This is a genomic window from Pseudarthrobacter cremeus (genome assembly GCF_051857465.1).
Taxonomy (GTDB): Bacteria; Actinomycetota; Actinomycetes; order Actinomycetales; family Micrococcaceae; genus Arthrobacter.
This window is the reverse complement of sequence record NZ_JBPZHC010000001.1, coordinates 161,447-177,740: the sequence shown is the minus strand read 5'-3', so window position 1 is coordinate 177,740 and position 16,294 is coordinate 161,447. Positions and strand designations below refer to the sequence as shown.

The following is a 16,294-nucleotide window of genomic DNA, read 5'->3' as shown; positions in this document are numbered from 1 at the left end:
CGCTGCCCCGCAAGCCGAAACGGTCCCCCACACGGTCAGGGCACGCCATGAATTCCGTGGCATGCGTACCGCGGAGCACTGTTTCACTGTGCCGCTGGACCACTTCGCCTCCACCGAAAGCCGCCCGGCAGCTCCGGAGACCATCACCGTTTTTGCGCGCGAGTATGTTTCGACAGCGCACACCGAGGCGGAGGCCGAAAAGCTTCCCTGGCTGTTGTTCCTTCAAGGCGGCCCGGGCGGGCGGGGCAACAGGCTCGCTTCCCTCAACGGCTGGAGCAAGGCCGCAGCCCGGGATTTCCGCATCCTGATGCTGGACCAGCGCGGAACCGGACTGTCATCGCCCATCGACCGGAACACCCTGCCGCAGCGCGGGACAGCTGAGGCGCAGGCTGCGTATCTGGAGCACTTCCGTGCGGATTCGATCGTTGCCGACGCCGAGCTCATCCGCACTGCACTCGGCTCCGGCCCGTGGAGCATCTACGGTCAGAGCTACGGCGGGTTCTGCGCCCTCAGCTATCTGTCCTTCGCCCCGGAGGGTCTGCGCGAAGCCCTGATCACCGGCGGTCTCGCGCCGCTCGCCGGTCCCGCAGACGACGTCTACCGGGCCACCTTCCAGCGCGTCGCGGCCCGGAACGCCGAATACTTCAGCTGGTATCCCGAAGACCGCCTGACAGTGGAGCGCATCGCGGCCCATCTTCGGCAGACCGCGGAGTTCCTGCCCGACGGCGGCCGCCTGACCGTGGAACGGTTCCAGATGGTGGGGTCATTCCTGGGCGGCAATACCCGGGTGGACGGGCTGCATTACCTTTTGGAGGATGCGTTCATCGAGACGGCCCGTGGCGCCCGGCTCTCCGATGGCTTCCTCGAGCAGGTGCAGGGAATAGTGTCGCGCCTGGCCAACCCCCTCTATGCCCTGATGCACGAGTCGATCTACGGACAAGGGCAGGCAAGCGGTTGGTCAGCGTGGCGGATTCTGGAGGAGCACCCCGAATTCCGCCCCGATGCCGAGCCTCTGCTGCTGACCGGCGAGATGGTCTACCCCTGGTACTTCGAGCAGGACGCGGCGCTGCGGCCGCTGCAGCAGGTGGCCGAACTGGTGGCCGCCAAAGAAGACTGGAAGCCCTTGTATGACCAGCCTCAGCTGGCCGCGAACAGGGTGCCGGCAGCCGCTGCGGTCTACCGGGACGACATCTATGTCGACCGCACCCTGTCCTTGGAGACGGCGGCTGCGGTCCGGGGGCTCCAGGTCTGGGAAACCGGCGAGTTCCACCATGACGGCATCTCCGACGACGGCGAGGCCATCTTCGGCCGGCTGCTGGGGATGGTGCGCTCAGCCCGCGACTGACTTGCGCCGCCGCGCCATGCGGGTCAGGAACGCGGCAACAAGGACCGCAATCCCCACCACGCCGCCAAGCATGTTCAGCCCCAGGTAGCCCGCCCAGCTGAGGACCAGTCCGGAAGTAGCCCCGCCCACGGCACCGGCAACGCCCATGAACATGTCCGAGACGCCCTGGACCACAACACGGGATTCCTGGCCCACGCTCTCGGCCAGGAGCGTGGAGCCGGATATCGTGGCTGCCGACCAGCCCATTCCGAGCAGGACCAGCCCCACGGCAACGGCCACGGTGGAAGTCTGGCCCAGCCCTGCGACGAAGACAGCAGTGATGAGCGTGACGAAGCCGATCATGATGGTTTCCATCCTGCCCACCTTGTCGGTCAGCCAGCCCATGACGGGGGACAGCGCAAACATGCCCGCAATATGCAGGGAGATGGTAAACCCGATGATCACCAGCACGTCCCCTGACGCCGCGTGACCGGCATGGGATGCAACCGGCCCTGCCACGAGCTCCTGCAGGTGCAGCGGTGTCATGGACATCACGCCCACCATGATCGCGTGGGCTCCGACGATGGCTGCCAACGCCAGCACCGCGGCTCCGGACCCGCGGATGGCCCGCACGCCGCGGAACAGTGAACCGCGCGGCCTCGTCGGGGCTGGCCCGGCCGGGGTCTGCGTGACGGGGGTTGCTTCGGGCTGGACACCGTTGTGCCGGGCGGCGAGTTCCCTTGCCAGCAGGAGGGGGTCAGGCCTGAGACCGACAAAAAGGAGGGCCGTAGCCAGCACGAGCCCGGCCGCGGAGATCACGAACGGGCCCGCAATGGGCGGCAGACCCAAGGCAAGGCCCACTGCCGCCCCCGGCTGGATCAGGTTCGGTCCGGCCACAGCCCCGACCGTCACCGCCCACACCACGGCGGACAAGGACCTGCCGCGGTGTTCCGGATCGGCGAGGTCCACGGCGGCAAAACGGGCCTGCAGGCTGGCGGCGGTGCCTACGCCGATCCCTGCCGCCCCCAGGACCAGAAGGACGAACTGGCCCGTCACCACTGACAGCATGATCAGGACTGCCCCCAGGAGGGCGGCCGCGAGCCCCAGGACCTGACCGATGCGGCGTCCCCGGCGGTCTGCCAGCGAGGCAAGGGGTAAGGCTGCCAACGCGGCGCCCAGAGTCATCACCGTGGCCACTGCACCAGCCCAGGCCGCGGAACCGGACAGCTCAACGGCCAGTATGGAACCGATGGATACGGTGGCCCCGGTGCCGAGTCCGGCAAAAACCTGCGCAACGCTCAACAGCACCACGGTGCGGCGCTGCACCTGGCGCACTCCACTTTCCGACATCAGGGTGCGGACCATGATCCGAGCATAGTCCTCGGCAGGCCGGTCCCACAGAGGCGGTTCTCATGCCTGCAGGGCGGGCTTCAACGGCAGTCCCGGCCGCAGGTGCGGCCGGGACTGCCGGTCAGGCGGTGAGCTGCGTACGCCTATTCGGCGTCGGTGAGGCTCTTCTTGGAGTCTTCCTCGAGGCGGGGATCCAGATGGGCTGACTGGGCCTTGGAGCTGATCAGGCTGGCGATCACGGCGACGATGATGGTGCCGACGATGACGGCCAGGGAGACGAACGTGGGGATCTCCGGCGCCCATTCAATGTGCTTGCCGCCGTTGATGAACGGCAGTTCGTTCACATGCATGGCGTGCAGCACAAGCTTGACGCCGATGAACGCCAGGATGAACGACAGGGCGTGCTTGAGGTAGATCAGGCGGTTCATCAGGCCACCGAGCAGGAAGTACAGCTGGCGCAGACCCATCAGGGCGAACAGGTTGGCGGTGAAGACAATGAACGGGCTCTGGGTAAGGCCGAAGATGGCGGGAATCGAATCAACGGCGAAGAGGAGGTCGGTCAAACCGATGGTGATGAACACGATCAGCATGGGGGTGAAGACCTTCTTGCCGTCCACCGTGGTGCGGAGCTTGCCTTCATCGAACTTCTCCGACATGGGGATGACCTTGCGGATCCGGGCGATGAGCGGGTTTTCCTTGTCCTCTTCGTCCTCGCCTTCGTCCTGGGCCTGCTTCCAGGCGGTCCAGAGGAGGAAAGCGCCGAAGATGTAGAAGACCCAGCTGAACTGCTCGATGACGATGGCGCCAAGCAGGATGAAGATTCCGCGCAGGATCAGCGCGATGATGATGCCCACCATCAGGACTTCCTGCTGGTATTTCCGGGGCACGGAGAAGCGGGCCATGATGATGATGAAGACAAAGAGGTTGTCGATGCTGAGGCTGTATTCGGTAACCCAGCCGGCGACGAACTGGCCGCCGAACTCCGCGTTCGTGAAAGCGAACATGGCGCCGGCGAACACCAGGGCAAGCGACACGTAAAACGCGACCCAGAGGCCGGCTTCCTTCATGGAAGGTTCGTGGGGACGCTTGACCACAAGCAACAGGTCAATCAGGAGGATCAGGCCGAGGACGACTAGCGAGCCGACCTCGAACCACACAGGCAAATCGAGCACAGGGTAGCCTTTCGCAGGGTACAGAGAAGCGGTGTAAGTCTCTCCGGCCAACCTGTGCACTTGGTGCTGATGTGGTGGCCCGCTACGCCCGGTCAGGCAGCTGTGCCTGGCGTGTTGACGATCGTAGCGCTTGGGATACTCCCCTACGTGACGTTAACTCTACAGCAGCTAGGCGTGACCGGCCGCCTGCATTTGGCGGAGCTCCTTCTTAAGCTCGCTGACTTCGTCGCGGATCCGGGCGGCAACTTCGAACTGGAGCTCCGCTGCAGCACCGTGCATCTGCTCGGTGAGTTGTTCGATCAGCCCCACGAGGTCCTCGGCCGGTGCTGCCGCCAGGCCATCAGCCCGCACCTTGGCTGCGCCCTTCGCCGCGGACTTCCCGCGCTTGGCACCCTTGGCCAGGCGGTTGTTGTTCAGCAGCTCCTGGGTGTCAGCGTCTTCCTTGGCCAGTTGGTCGGTGATGTCCGCGATCTTCTTCCGGAGGGGCTGCGGGTCCACGCCGTGCTCTGTGTTGTAGGCCACCTGGATGGCGCGGCGCCGGTTTGTCTCGTCGATGGCGTGTGCCATGGAGTCGGTGATGCGGTCCGCGTACATGTGCACCTGCCCCGAGACGTTACGGGCTGCGCGGCCGATGGTCTGGATCAGCGACGTGGAGGATCGAAGGAAACCTTCCTTGTCCGCGTCCAGGATGCTCACCAGCGAGACCTCGGGAAGATCCAGGCCTTCCCGGAGCAGGTTAATGCCCACCAGGACATCAAACTTGCCCATCCGGAGTTCGCGCAGCAGCTCAACGCGGCGCAGGGTGTCCACATCCGAGTGCAGGTACTCCACCCTGATGCCATGGCCCAGCAGGTAGTCGGTGAGGTCCTCCGCCATCCGCTTGGTCAGCGTGGTGACCAGGATGCGCTCATTCTTCGCTGTACGGGTCTTGATCTCGCCCAGCAGGTCATCGATCTGGCCCTTGGTGGGCTTGACCACCACTTCGGGGTCGATCAGCCCGGTGGGACGGATAATCTGCTGGACGAAGCCGTCAGCTTTGCCCAGTTCGTATTTGCCGGGAGTGGCGGAAAGGTAGACGGTCTGGCCGACGCGCTGGAGGAATTCGTCCCATTTGAGCGGCCGGTTGTCCATGGCGGAGGGGAGGCGGAAGCCGAAGTCCACCAGGTTCCGCTTGCGGGACATGTCGCCTTCGTACATGGCGCCGATCTGTGGAACCGTGACGTGGGATTCGTCGATGACCAGCAGGAAGTCGTCCGGGAAGTAGTCGATGAGGCAGTGCGGGGCGGTTCCCGCGGCACGGCCGTCGATGTGCGAGGAGTAGTTTTCGATGCCGTTGCAGAAGCCCATCTGCTGCATCATCTCCAGGTCATAGGTGGTCCGCATCCGCAGGCGCTGGGCTTCCACAAGCTTGTTCTGGCTTTCCAGTACCTGCAGCCGGTCAGCGAGTTCGTCCTCGATCCGCTTGATGGCCCTGGCCATCCGTTCGGGGCCGGCGACGTAGTGCGAGGCCGGGAAGACGTACATTTCCTCTTCGTCCCGGATCACCTCGCCGGTCAGCGGATGCAGCGTGTGGATATTCTCGATTTCGTCGCCGAAGAACTCGATCCGGATGGCCAGTTCCTCGTACATCGGGATGATTTCCACGGTGTCGCCGCGGACCCGGAAGGTGCCGCGGTGGAAGTCCATGTCGTTCCGGGCGTACTGCATGGAGACGAACTTCCGGAGGAGATCGTCCCGGTTCATTTCCGCCCCCTTGCGGAGCGTGACCATACCCGCGATGTATTCCTCCGGGGTACCCAGGCCGTAGATACAGGACACTGTGGCCACCACGATGACATCGCGGCGGGTCAGGAGGGCGTTGGTGGCGGAGTGGCGGAGCCGTTCCACTTCCTCGTTGATGGAGGAGTCCTTCTCGATGAAGGTGTCCGTCTGCGCCACGTACGCCTCGGGCTGGTAGTAATCGTAGTAGGAGACGAAGTACTCCACCGCGTTGTTCGGCAGCAGTTCCCGGAATTCGTTGGCCAGCTGGGCGGCGAGGGTCTTGTTCTGCACCATGACCAGGGTGGGCCGTTGGATCTGTTCGATGAGCCAGGCCGTGGTGGCGCTCTTGCCGGTACCGGTGGCACCCAGGAGGACCACGTCCTTCTCGCCGTTCCTGATGCGCTCCGTCAGTTCCGCGATGGCCGCGGGCTGGTCACCGGCGGGCTGGAACTCGCTGATGACTTCAAACGGCGCTACAACACGGTTGATCTCCTGGGCAAGGCTCATGCCTCTAATCTACAACCGGGGGCCGACACTCACAGCCGGATCAGTTACAGGCGAACAGCGCCCACCACAGCCGGCGGGCCCCATAAGATTCAATTTCCGTACGACGGCGAAGTCCACCCTGTGCGCGCGGCCCACCTTTCCATCCGGGGCTCTGCTGCAGCGAACCACGAGTCCTTGGCTGCGGCGTAACCATCGGTTCCGGGATCGCCGGCGTGCAGTTCCGCGAGCCGGTGCTTCAAGGCAAGGTACTCCCCCGCAACGCCGGCGTCCGTCCGGAGCCAGTCCCGGAAACAGAGTGCGAACCGCCACGCGGGTGAACCGGCGGTCCGGACATGGAGGTTTACGGCCAGCCCGGGATCCGCATTGGCATGGAACCGCTTGGCCCAATCGGCCGGATCGGGCCTGGAGGCCTTGGGTTGGTCTGAGTTGATGCCTGGTACCCGCGGGTATCCGGCAGCCGCCAAGGCCGGCGCCAGGGTATCCGCTGCCGCCAGGTCCGGAACAGCCAGCTGGAGATCAAGGACATCCTTGGCGGCGAGGCCGGGCACCGAGGTTGAACCAATGTGGTCAATGGCCAGGACAGTATCGCCGTAATCCTCCTGCAGCGCCATACGGAGCCGCGCCACCACCCGCTCCGCGTTCCGGGTCCACTCAGGACGGGGGGCATGCAGAACGGGACCGCCAGGACGGGGGGCCTTGGAGCTGTTCTTGATGTTCTGCGCATACGGCACCAGGCGCCCGCTCCAGAGCTTGTCCACCTGCGCAGCCAGGTCCTCGAGGGTGCCGGAGTTGTCCAGGACGACGTCGGCGGCGGCAAGCCGTTCTTCACGAGTGGCCTGTGAAGCCATGCGGGACAGCGCCTCTTCCGCCGTCATGCCCCGGCGCTCCACCATCCGGGCGATCCGGACGTCATCCGGCGCGTCCACCACGAGCACCAGATGGAAGGCGCTGGCCTGCCCGGTCTCCACCAGCAGGGGAATGTCCTGGACAACGACAGAGCCTTCATCGGCCGCGGCAATAATGCCGGCCGCCGCTTCCCGGACCATTGGGTGGACAATGCCGTTCAGTACGGCCAGCTGGGCCGCGTTGCCGAAGACCAGGGCGCCCAGTTTGGCCCGCTCCAGCGAGCCGTCGGCGGCGAGCATGTCCGTGCCGAAGGCGTCCACCACGCGGGCCAGTCCAGGCGTTCCCGGTGCAACCACCTCACGCGCCAGCGCGTCAGCGTCCACCAGGAGCGCTCCGTGCTCCGCGAGACGGGCAGCAACAACTGACTTTCCTGAGGCGATGCCGCCCGTCAATCCGATTTTCAGCACCCCACCAGCTTACTCACGCCGCCGGGCTCCCCTGTGGAGCGCAGCCGGGGGCGCTGTGGACTTAGACTTGGCCGGTGCACGACCAAGAGAGCCAGGCCACGTCCTACACCACCCTTGCCGCGGGACCGGATGTCCGGCATGAACTGGAGATCAAGAGGTCGAGGTTCATCACCGTGCTGCGGCGTTCGGACAGCGAGGAATCCGCAAGGGATCTCGTGGCCGGATTGCGGCGGGAGTTCCATGATGCCCGCCATCACTGCTCGGCATTCATCCTGGGCCCGGACCGCAGCATCCAGCGGTCACATGACGACGGCGAACCGTCCGGCACCGCGGGCATCCCCATGCTGGAAGCGCTCCTCAAACGGGAGACAGCGCCTGGCGTGGCAGACCTCAGCGACGTCAGCGCCGTCGTCGTACGATACTTCGGCGGCATCCTGCTGGGTGCCGGCGGACTGGTACGCGCCTATTCAGAGTCCGTTTCCTCCGCAGTGGAACTCGCCCCGCTTGTCCAACGGCGCCGCTGGCGCATCTGCGGGGCTTCGGTTCCGCACGCGGCAGCCGGCCGGTTGGAAAATGACCTGCGGGCCGCCGGCTTTGCCATGGCAGAAACCAGCTACGGAGCCCAGGAGACCGTCCTTAGGCTGGCAATACCTGATACCCCGGCAGACATTGCCGCCGCCAGTGAACGACTGTTGTCCCTCACCGGCGGAAAAGTCGCGCTGGCACCTGGCGGAACGGAGTGGATTGATGTCCCGCTCTGCTGAGACTGCGCCGGCCCACGTCCGCCTGGCCGACGTCGACGAAACCATGCTGGAGCGGCTCCTGGAGCTCGCCCTGAGCGACGCCGCACCGGACGACGTGACGCCGCCGCGTGGCAGCGGCACGAACTGGAACACCGAACGGGTGGACTGGTTCCGCGGCTACCACCGGGCGGCAGCCGCCGGCCTCGACGGGCCCGCACAGGAAAAGAGCTGGGCCGTGCTGTCCGACGGCAGCCCGGCGGGGTGCATCCGGCTTAAGCGCACCGGCGATGGCTCTGCAGAAACGGGCATCTGGCTGGGACGGGGTTTCCGAGGCCGTGGCGTCGGAGGAGCGGCACTGGACCTGGTCCTGGCGCAGGCACGCCTCGCCGGACTGCGGCAGGTAGTTGCCCATACGACGGCCGGGAACATCGGCGCCCCGCGCCTCCTCACCTCGGCCAGCGCCGTCCTGAACCGCGACGACGACGGCTCGGTGAGTGCCGTCGTCGTACTTTCCCCCTGACAAGACCAGGCACCCGGGCCCGGATTGCCGGGCTGACGGGCCAGCTGCATCAGCCCGGGTCTTACCGGGCCGGTGGCAAATTAGTTGCCGGTCAGCTTCTCACGCAGAGCTGCAAGAGCCTCGTCGGAAGCCAGGGTACCGGCTCCAACGTTGGTCTCGGCAGCAGGCTCGGAGGAGTAGCTGGTGGTGCCGGAATCGCTCTCACCGGACGTTGCAGCTGCAGCGTCATCGGCAGCGTGCTGGGCAACCTGCTTCTTGTGGGCTTCCCAGCGGGTCTGGGCGTCAGCGTACTGCTGCTCCCAGGCGGCGCGCTGGTTCTCGTAGCCTTCAAGCCACTCGTTGGACTCCGGGTCGAAGCCCTCCGGGTACTTGTAGTTGCCCTCTTCGTCGTACTCAGCGGCCATGCCGTAGAGAGCCGGATCGAACTCGGTGGACTCGGCGTCAACGCCCTCGTTAGCCTGCTTGAGGGAGAGGGAGATGCGGCGGCGCTCGAGGTCGATGTCGATGACCTTGACGAACAGCTCGTCACCAACGGAGACAACCTGCTCAGCCAGCTCCACGTGGCGCACGGCCAGCTCGGAGATGTGAACGAGGCCTTCGATGCCGTCTTCGACGCGAACGAACGCACCGAACGGAACGAGCTTGGTGACCTTACCCGGAACAACCTGCCCGAGGGCGTGGGTGCGGGCGAAGGTCTGCCACGGATCTTCCTGCGTAGCCTTGAGCGACAGGGAGACGCGCTCGCGGTCCAGGTCGACCTCGAGAACCTCGACAGTGACTTCCTGGCCAACTTCGACAACCTCGGACGGGTGGTCGATGTGCTTCCAGGACAGCTCGGAAACGTGAACGAGGCCGTCTACGCCGCCCAGGTCCACGAAGGCACCGAAGTTGACGATGGAGGAAACGACGCCGGGACGGACCTGGCCCTTTTCCAGCTTGTTGAGGAACGTGGAGCGGACCTCGGACTGGGTCTGCTCGAGCCATGCACGGCGGGAAAGCACAACGTTGTTGCGGTTCTTGTCCAGCTCGATGATTTTGGCTTCGATCTTCTGACCGATGTACGGAGCAAGGTCGCGCACACGGCGCATCTCGACGAGGGATGCGGGCAGGAAGCCGCGCAGACCGATGTCGAGGATAAGACCACCCTTGACAACCTCGATGACGGTACCGGTGACAACACCGTCTTCTTCCTTGACCTTCTCGATGTCGCCCCAGGCGCGCTCGTACTGAGCACGCTTCTTGGAGAGGATCAGGCGGCCTTCTTTGTCTTCCTTGGTGAGCACCAGGGCTTCGACGAGATCGCCAACGGAGACAACGTCTCCGGGATCAACGTCGTGCTTGATGGACAGCTCGCGGGAGGGGATGACACCTTCGGTCTTGTAACCGATGTCGAGCAGAACTTCATCGCGGTCGACCTTGACAACGGTACCTTCGACGAGATCTCCGTCGTTGAAGTACTTGATGGTGGCGTCGACTGCTGCGAGGAAGTCCTCAGCGGTACCGATGTCGTTAATCGCGACTACGGGGGTACCGGGCTTCTCGGTGGAGGTGATGGTCATGTAGTAGGGGCTCCGTTGTGGATAGTTAGTCGGTCAGGAAAACCGCCGCGCCCGCGTTATGGAACGCAGGCGCAGGTCTCGGCTCACCGCAAGGATCCGCCGGGTCATCCTGATTTTGTGGATTATAGAAACGTGCACGTAGTGCGCGCCCACTTATTCTAGTCGCAGCGGCCAACACCGGTCAAAGTCGGGGCTGGTCAGGTGGGCAGTACTGCCCCCAGTTTTGCAAACGTTGCGCCCTGTCCCAAAAGCCGGGGCAGGGCCTGGGCAAGCCCGGCCGCGGTACCGCTGCCGGGCTTGTTGAAGTGGGCAATGACAATATCCCCGTTCCGCGCCTTGCCGACCTCGGCCGCCACGGTGGACGGTGGAAACGTGGCACCGCCGTCACCATTGATACTGAAATTCACCGGCAAGGGGCCCAGCCGGCGGGTAATGGCGGCCGCGACGTCGTCGTAATAAGCGGTTCCAGGCCGGAAGAACGCCGGAACATGGCCAATGATGTCCTGGAGGACGGCCTGGTTCCCCATCACCTCGTCATAGACCTCACCGATGTCCCTTGTTCCGGCGATCCCATAGGCAGACCTCCCGCTGACGGACAGCGGGCGGTGCAGGTACCCATGGTTTGCCAGTTCAAAAAGGGGGTCGTGGGCCAACTCAGCCGTCAGTGCCGGGTTTGCCTGGATCCACCGTTCGTTGAGGAAGAGGGTGGCCGGCACCTTGAGTTTCCGCAACGTCGTCAGCAGTTGCTGGTCGCATCCGGTGCCGCCCGGACCTCCGCAGGCATCCAGCGTCAGCGCAATGTCCCGGGCCGCGGACGTGGCCACGATGCCTGTGACCTGCAACCCCCACTCGTGGGGTTTGCGCGACCCGAACTCGGCAATAATCTGTTGCTTCGTGGGTGGCGTCGGCCGGTAGGGCTCATCCGAAGGGGTTTCCGCCGACGCCGTACGTGAGGGAGCAGGAGAAGCCGGATCCACCGGAATGAGTGCCTCCGGCGTCGGGCGCCCCTCCGGTTGAGACGCGTCGGCGGTGGCCATGCACCCTGAGAGGGCCACGGATGCCGCACCGGCCATTGCGAGCAGCAAGGTCCGGCGGCCGGGCCTTCCCGGCGCGGGGATATCCCCCATGGACAATCCTTCGATGATGCAGGGGCCCCTAGAAATGGGTCAGGCAGTGGGTGGCCCGCTCGACGGCGAACAACCCACGGGCCTGGAGCGCCGCGCCCTGCCTGTGCTCGCGGATCCGCCCTGCCGCCTCAAGGGTAACGGGGCAGACGGCGCCGAGGTAAATCGATGACAGCGCCGAGACATCCAAGGTCAGGTCCGGTTCCTCCCCCGTGTCAACACGCTCGACGGCGGCCTCACCGCCACTGACTGTCAGCGCGAAGGTTCCTGCGCTCAGCCCCAACGGATCCAGGACCGCCAACACCAGCCGGCCGTCCACCTGGTAGTGCCGCGCCTCCAGCGCCTTGACCACGTCAAGGATCCGGAGCCACAGCATGTCCCTGCTGTCCGATGAGTCGATGCAGCGGGGATCGGAAAGCGCCCACGTCAGGGGATCATCCAGTGGCGCTTCCTCCCACGTGACCCGCTCCACGAGGTCGATGGCGGCGAGGAACTGCCACAGTTCAAGATACGCATCGCTGGTGGCGGCCACGAGGTCCACCACCTGCACGGTGTGGGGCTCGGTGTCCCAGCCCAGGAACCTGTAGGACACATAGCCGTCCACCGTGTTGCCGGCGCCGTAGTGCAGGGCCACCTTGACAGCGGGGTCTTCCTTGCCGTCGCGGCCAAGTGATCCGGAAGCGAGTTGGCGGTACCATTCCTGGCGGCCGATCGATCCCGGCGTGACGCGGTGTACCCGCTCGAAAACCACCGGCGCGACATCCAGCAGCACCTTGGAGTCGGCCACCTCGACAATGCCGGTTGACTGGTGGTTGAGCACGAAGCGGGCGGTGGTATCCACTTTCACGGTGCGTTCGAAGCTGGCCACGCCGTACCCGAAGCGTCCGTAAATGGATCCTTCGGATGCGGTCAGGGCCGCCATCGGGATCCCGTCCCGCCGGGCCATATCCAGGTCCTCGGACATCATCCGGCGCAGCAGGCCGCGGCGCCGGTGGGAGGTCCGCACCGTCACAGCGGTGACGAGCTGCGTGTCCAACGTCCGGCCAAACCCGATGTTGAGGGTTTTGCGGAGCGTGCCGAAGGTAGCCACCGGGACATCCGCCGGAAGGGATCCCGGGGCCACCTCGCCGGCCTGGTAGGCGCCGGTCAGAACGCGGCGATCAGCCTTGTAAGTGTCCAGGGACTTCGCCACATGCTCCGGCGTGCGGGTGGACTCGTGGAAACCGAACGCCACTGCCCTAACCCAATTTTCCGCCTCAGCGAACCCCGGATCGCCCTTGGACACCGCGTCGAAGCGCCGGATTTCGTAGGTCCCGCTCAGTTCAGCCACAGTGCCGAGCCTAGCTAACCCATCCGGCGCCTGGCCAGCAACAACACGCCCGGAAGCGTACGCATGGAGCCAGGGGTGGTCAGAGCGGCCGCACGGGCTGGCGCAGGATTGTTCTGAGCTTCTCCGGAACCACCCTGCGGGGGTCGCTGAGGTAGATCTCGTGGTGCGGGCCGGCGAACCCGAATCCGCTGGCCGGCATGAATTCATGATGCAGGCGGTGAAGCGTGGGACCCTCGTCGTCGTAGCTGCCGATGTGCAGGATCTGCACCGCGAGGCCTTCCTCAAGGGTCTCCAGACGGAGTCTGTCCAGGCCCGGAGCGTTCTTCGCCGCAGCCTTCGCGATTCCGTCCCGGATCCCGGCCGGACCGATCCAGTCCGGCTGGGGGATCATCATGGTCCATTTCCAGCTGTCCTTCTCGCCGCGGGTGAAGGCATCAGGGTTGTCCGCTGTCCACAGACCCTCCAAAGGCCCGACGACGTAGTCCCGTCCCGCGTGCTTGCTGGCGAACTTGACTGCGTAGGACACCGAGTACAGCGCCTCCAGGGCGGCGGCGTAGGCAGGCGCCGTCCCCGGGTTGCCTTCTCCGTCCAGCATCAGGTAGTTCATGGGAGGAACCGTGACCACCTCGAAATCGCGGGCACGGGGCGCATACAGTTCTTTGAACTGTTTCCGGACGTCGTACTTGTCCATCGCGCCCCGCCCCCGTTCCTGGTGTCCTGGTCCTGGCGTCCCGTTCCTAGTGCCCGGCGTCGTACCAGCTCGGGCCCACACCGATCTGGACCTCCAGAGGGACGCTCAGGTCTGCGGCACCGGCCATCTGCTCGGTCACGAGCGTCTCCACCGCTTCCCGCTCGCCTGCGGCCACCTCGAGCACCAGTTCGTCATGGACCTGCAGGAGCATGCGCGATTTGAGGCCCTGGGCCGAGAGTTCCGAGTGCACACCGAGCATGGCGCGCTTGATGATGTCGGCCGCCGATCCCTGGATGGGCGAGTTCAGTGCTATCCGCTCGGCGTTCTCGCGCAACTGCCTGTCAGTGCTGGTCAGGTCCGGAAGGTACCGGCGGCGCCCTTCGATGGTGGCGGTGTAGCCGTCGATCCGGGCTTGGTCCACCACTCCGCGGAGGTAGTCGCGGACGGCACCGAAACGGTCGAAGTATTCCTTCATCAGGGTCCGTGCCTCGTCAACGGAGATCTCCAGCTGCTTGGAGAGGCCGAACGAGGTCAGTCCGTAGGCCAGGCCGTAGGACATTGCCTTGACCTTGGAACGCATGGCACTGGTCACCTGGTCGGTGGGGACGTGGAAGATGTTGGAGCCCACAAAACGGTGGAGGTCCTCGCCGTCCTTGTACGCCTGGATCAGCCCGGCGTCCCCGGAGAGGTGGGCCATGATGCGCATTTCGATCTGCGAGTAGTCCGCTGACAGCAGGCACTCATAGCCTTCGCTGACCACGAAGATGCCGCGGACGCGCCGTCCTTCCTCGCTGCGGATGGGGATGTTCTGCAGGTTGGGGTTGTTGGAGGAGATCCGGCCGGTGGCCGCCACGTTCTGCGCATAGGTGGTGTGGATCCGGCCGTCTTCGGTGACTGACTTCTTGAGTGATTCGAGCATCTGGCGCAGCTTGGAGGATTCGCGGTGGGCCATGAGCTGGACCAGGAATTCGTGGCCGGTTTTTTCCAGCAGGTTCTTCAGCGACGCGGCGTCGGTGGTGTAGCCGGACTTGATTTTCTTGGTCTTCGGCAGCTGGAGTTCCTCGAAGAGGACGGTCTGGAGCTGCTTGGGAGATCCGAGATTGACCTCATGGCCGATGGCGGCGAAGGCGAGCTCCTGCGCATTGTCGATGACCTTGGCGAGATCGGCGAGCTGTTCATCCATCCGGGCCATGTCGATGGCGATGCCGGCGAGCTCCATGTCAGCCAGGACTCTGCTGACAGGGAGTTCAAGGGTGGCCAGCAGCTCGGCGGCCTGGCGCTCGGCCAGTTCGGAATCGAAGTATCGGCTCAGGGCCTGCACGACGGCAGCCACCTGGACCAGCGCGCCGGCGGCGGCGGCGTCGTCGCCGTCGAACGACAGCTCAAGCTGGCCCGCCTTGGCGGTCTCGGACGGAATGCTGACGTTCAGGTGGTGCTGGGCCAGCTCTGCCAGTTCATAAGTGCGCCGGTCCGGCTGAATAAGGTATCCGGAAATTGACGTGTCATCGACCACGCCTTCCAGGCCCAGGCCACGGCTCGACAAGGCCTTCAGCGCTGCTTTGTAGCCGTGCATGACCTTCGGGATCTCCTTGTCCCGCAGCCAGTCCGCCAGAACGTTTTCGGCTGCGGCGTCCTGGGCTGCGAGGTCGATGTACACCGCTGCATCGCCGCGCACGATGGCAAGGGCGGCAGCGTCTTCGCCGATCCGGCCGGGCACCAGGTCAACGGCCACGGCCGAACGTTTCCCGCCGCCGGCTGCGAAAAAGGCAGCCAGCTCCGCGGCGTCGGCGGGCGTGAGGTAGTCAGGAACATCCACGCTCTCCCGCTCAGCGGGTTCCAGGTCCTCGCTGCCGTAGAGAGCGAAGAGGCGCGCCCTGATGGTCTTGAACTCAAGTTCGTCGAACAGCTGCTCCAGCGCGGCCTCGTCCGGCCGCGGGTCCGCCAGGTCCTCCAGCGTCAGCGGGAGATCAAGATCGGTGTGGAGCCGGTTCAGCCGCCGGTTGCGCTTGACATCCTCGACGTTTTCGCGGAGGGCGTCCCCCACCTTGCCGCCGATCTTATCCAGGTGTTCCAGGACTCCCTCGAGCCCGCCGTAGAGGTTGATCCACTTCGCGGCGGTCTTGGGGCCGACGCCCGGGACACCTGGAAGGTTGTCGGAGGTCTCCCCCACGAGAGCTGCGAGGTCCGAGTACTGCGCCGGCGTGACAAAGTATTTCTCCTGGATGGCAGCAGCATCCAGCCGGGGAATGTCGCTGACACCCTTCCGGGGGTAGAGCACAAAAACGTTGTCCGTGATGAGCTGGAAGGCATCGCGGTCGCCGGTGACCAGCAGGACCTCGAAACCGGCCTTCTCCCCCATGGCGGCGAGGGTGGCCAGGACGTCATCGGCCTCATAGCCGGGCATCTTGATGGTCTTGATGCCCCAGGCATTCATGACCTTGTCGATCAGGTCGATCTGGCCGCTCATCTCCCGTGGAGTTTCGTTGCGGCCACCCTTGTAGTCGCTGTACTCGGTCTTTCGGTGCGTGGTTTCATCCGAGACGTCGAAGGCGACGGCGATATGGGTGGGCTTCTGTTCCTTGATGAGGTTGATCAGCATCGACGTGAAGCCGTGGATCGCGTTGGTGTGTTGACCGTTGGCCGTGGAAAACTTGTCCGCCGGGAGGGCGAAGAAGGCGCGGAACGCCATGGAGTGCCCGTCCAGCACGAGCAGCCGGGGCTGGTCGGTCAAGGGAATGACGGGAGCCTCCGTTGCCGAAACCGACCGTCCTGAATGTGCGGGCACGGTGATGTCCTGCAGGGCGGCATCGGCGTGCGGGGCGTCGCTGCGGTCAAGCACAGCGGATTCGGACGGAAAAGGGGCCGGTTTGGTAGTTTCACTCACAGGTGCCAGCCTAGTT

The 16,294-nt window shown here is 65.0% G+C and carries 12 protein-coding genes; 3 read left to right on the top strand and 9 right to left on the bottom strand.

The features are described 5' to 3' along the window. Positions 1 to 61: 61 nt before the first annotated feature. Positions 62 to 1,345 (top strand): alpha/beta fold hydrolase, encoded by a 1,284-nt coding sequence (locus ACS5PJ_RS00725; RefSeq protein WP_439433542.1) that lies wholly within the window; start codon positions 62 to 64, stop codon positions 1,343 to 1,345. On the opposite strand, the gene ACS5PJ_RS00720 is transcribed toward ACS5PJ_RS00725, so the two are convergent. The 4 genes from ACS5PJ_RS00720 to coaE all read right to left on the bottom strand — a co-directional run bounded on the left by ACS5PJ_RS00720 (position 1,331) and on the right by coaE (position 7,427). Further along, positions 1,331 to 2,689, bottom strand: coding sequence for an MFS transporter (locus ACS5PJ_RS00720; protein ID WP_439433029.1), 1,359 nt, complete (start codon positions 2,687 to 2,689; stop codon positions 1,331 to 1,333). The two genes, ACS5PJ_RS00725 and ACS5PJ_RS00720, sit on opposite strands and share 15 nt — an antisense overlap. A 128-nt stretch (positions 2,690 to 2,817) precedes the next feature. Next, positions 2,818 to 3,846, bottom strand: a complete 1,029-nt coding sequence (locus ACS5PJ_RS00715) for a TerC family protein (RefSeq protein ID WP_439433028.1) — start codon at positions 3,844 to 3,846, stop codon at positions 2,818 to 2,820. Between the two features lie 168 nt (positions 3,847 to 4,014). Continuing rightward, positions 4,015 to 6,114 carry an excinuclease ABC subunit UvrB gene (uvrB, locus tag ACS5PJ_RS00710; RefSeq protein ID WP_439433027.1) on the bottom strand — a complete coding sequence of 700 codons (2,100 nt, stop codon included), beginning with the start codon at positions 6,112 to 6,114 and terminating at the stop codon, positions 4,015 to 4,017. An 89-nt stretch (positions 6,115 to 6,203) separates the two neighbouring features. Continuing rightward, positions 6,204 to 7,427, bottom strand: coding sequence for a dephospho-CoA kinase (gene coaE, locus ACS5PJ_RS00705; protein WP_439433026.1), 1,224 nt, complete (start codon positions 7,425 to 7,427; stop codon positions 6,204 to 6,206). 74 nt (positions 7,428 to 7,501) lie between these two features. On the opposite strand from coaE, the gene ACS5PJ_RS00700 reads away from it, so the two are divergent. Together ACS5PJ_RS00700 and ACS5PJ_RS00695 are read left to right on the top strand one after the other, a co-directional pair. Next, positions 7,502 to 8,191 (top strand): IMPACT family protein, encoded by a 690-nt coding sequence (locus ACS5PJ_RS00700; RefSeq protein WP_439433025.1) that lies wholly within the window; start codon positions 7,502 to 7,504, stop codon positions 8,189 to 8,191. Further along, positions 8,175 to 8,690 (top strand): GNAT family N-acetyltransferase, encoded by a 516-nt coding sequence (locus tag ACS5PJ_RS00695; protein WP_439433024.1) that lies wholly within the window; start codon positions 8,175 to 8,177, stop codon positions 8,688 to 8,690. Before ACS5PJ_RS00700 ends, ACS5PJ_RS00695 begins: the two co-directional genes overlap by 17 nt. 80 nt (positions 8,691 to 8,770) lie before the next feature. Here the strand turns inward: ACS5PJ_RS00695 and rpsA are convergent, their stop codons facing one another. From rpsA to polA, 5 genes are all read right to left on the bottom strand, one after another. After that, entirely contained in the window at positions 8,771 to 10,249 is a 1,479-nt protein-coding gene (rpsA, locus tag ACS5PJ_RS00690; protein WP_439433023.1) for a 30S ribosomal protein S1, read from the bottom strand. 197 nt (positions 10,250 to 10,446) lie between these two features. Further along, positions 10,447 to 11,376, bottom strand: a complete 930-nt coding sequence (locus ACS5PJ_RS00685) for a polysaccharide deacetylase family protein (RefSeq protein WP_439433022.1) — start codon at positions 11,374 to 11,376, stop codon at positions 10,447 to 10,449. Between the two features lie 28 nt (positions 11,377 to 11,404). Beyond that, positions 11,405 to 12,694 carry a GNAT family N-acetyltransferase gene (locus tag ACS5PJ_RS00680; RefSeq protein ID WP_439433541.1) on the bottom strand — a complete coding sequence of 430 codons (1,290 nt, stop codon included), beginning with the start codon at positions 12,692 to 12,694 and terminating at the stop codon, positions 11,405 to 11,407. A gap of 88 nt (positions 12,695 to 12,782) precedes the next feature. Beyond that, on the bottom strand, positions 12,783 to 13,394 hold the full coding sequence (locus tag ACS5PJ_RS00675; RefSeq protein ID WP_439433021.1) for a GyrI-like domain-containing protein: 612 nt from the start codon (positions 13,392 to 13,394) through the stop codon (positions 12,783 to 12,785). A 46-nt stretch (positions 13,395 to 13,440) separates the two neighbouring features. Next, the gene (polA, locus tag ACS5PJ_RS00670; protein ID WP_439433540.1) at positions 13,441 to 16,083 is read right to left on the bottom strand and encodes a DNA polymerase I; all 2,643 of its coding nucleotides are present in this window, start codon (positions 16,081 to 16,083) and stop codon (positions 13,441 to 13,443) included. Positions 16,084 to 16,294 lie beyond the last annotated feature (211 nt).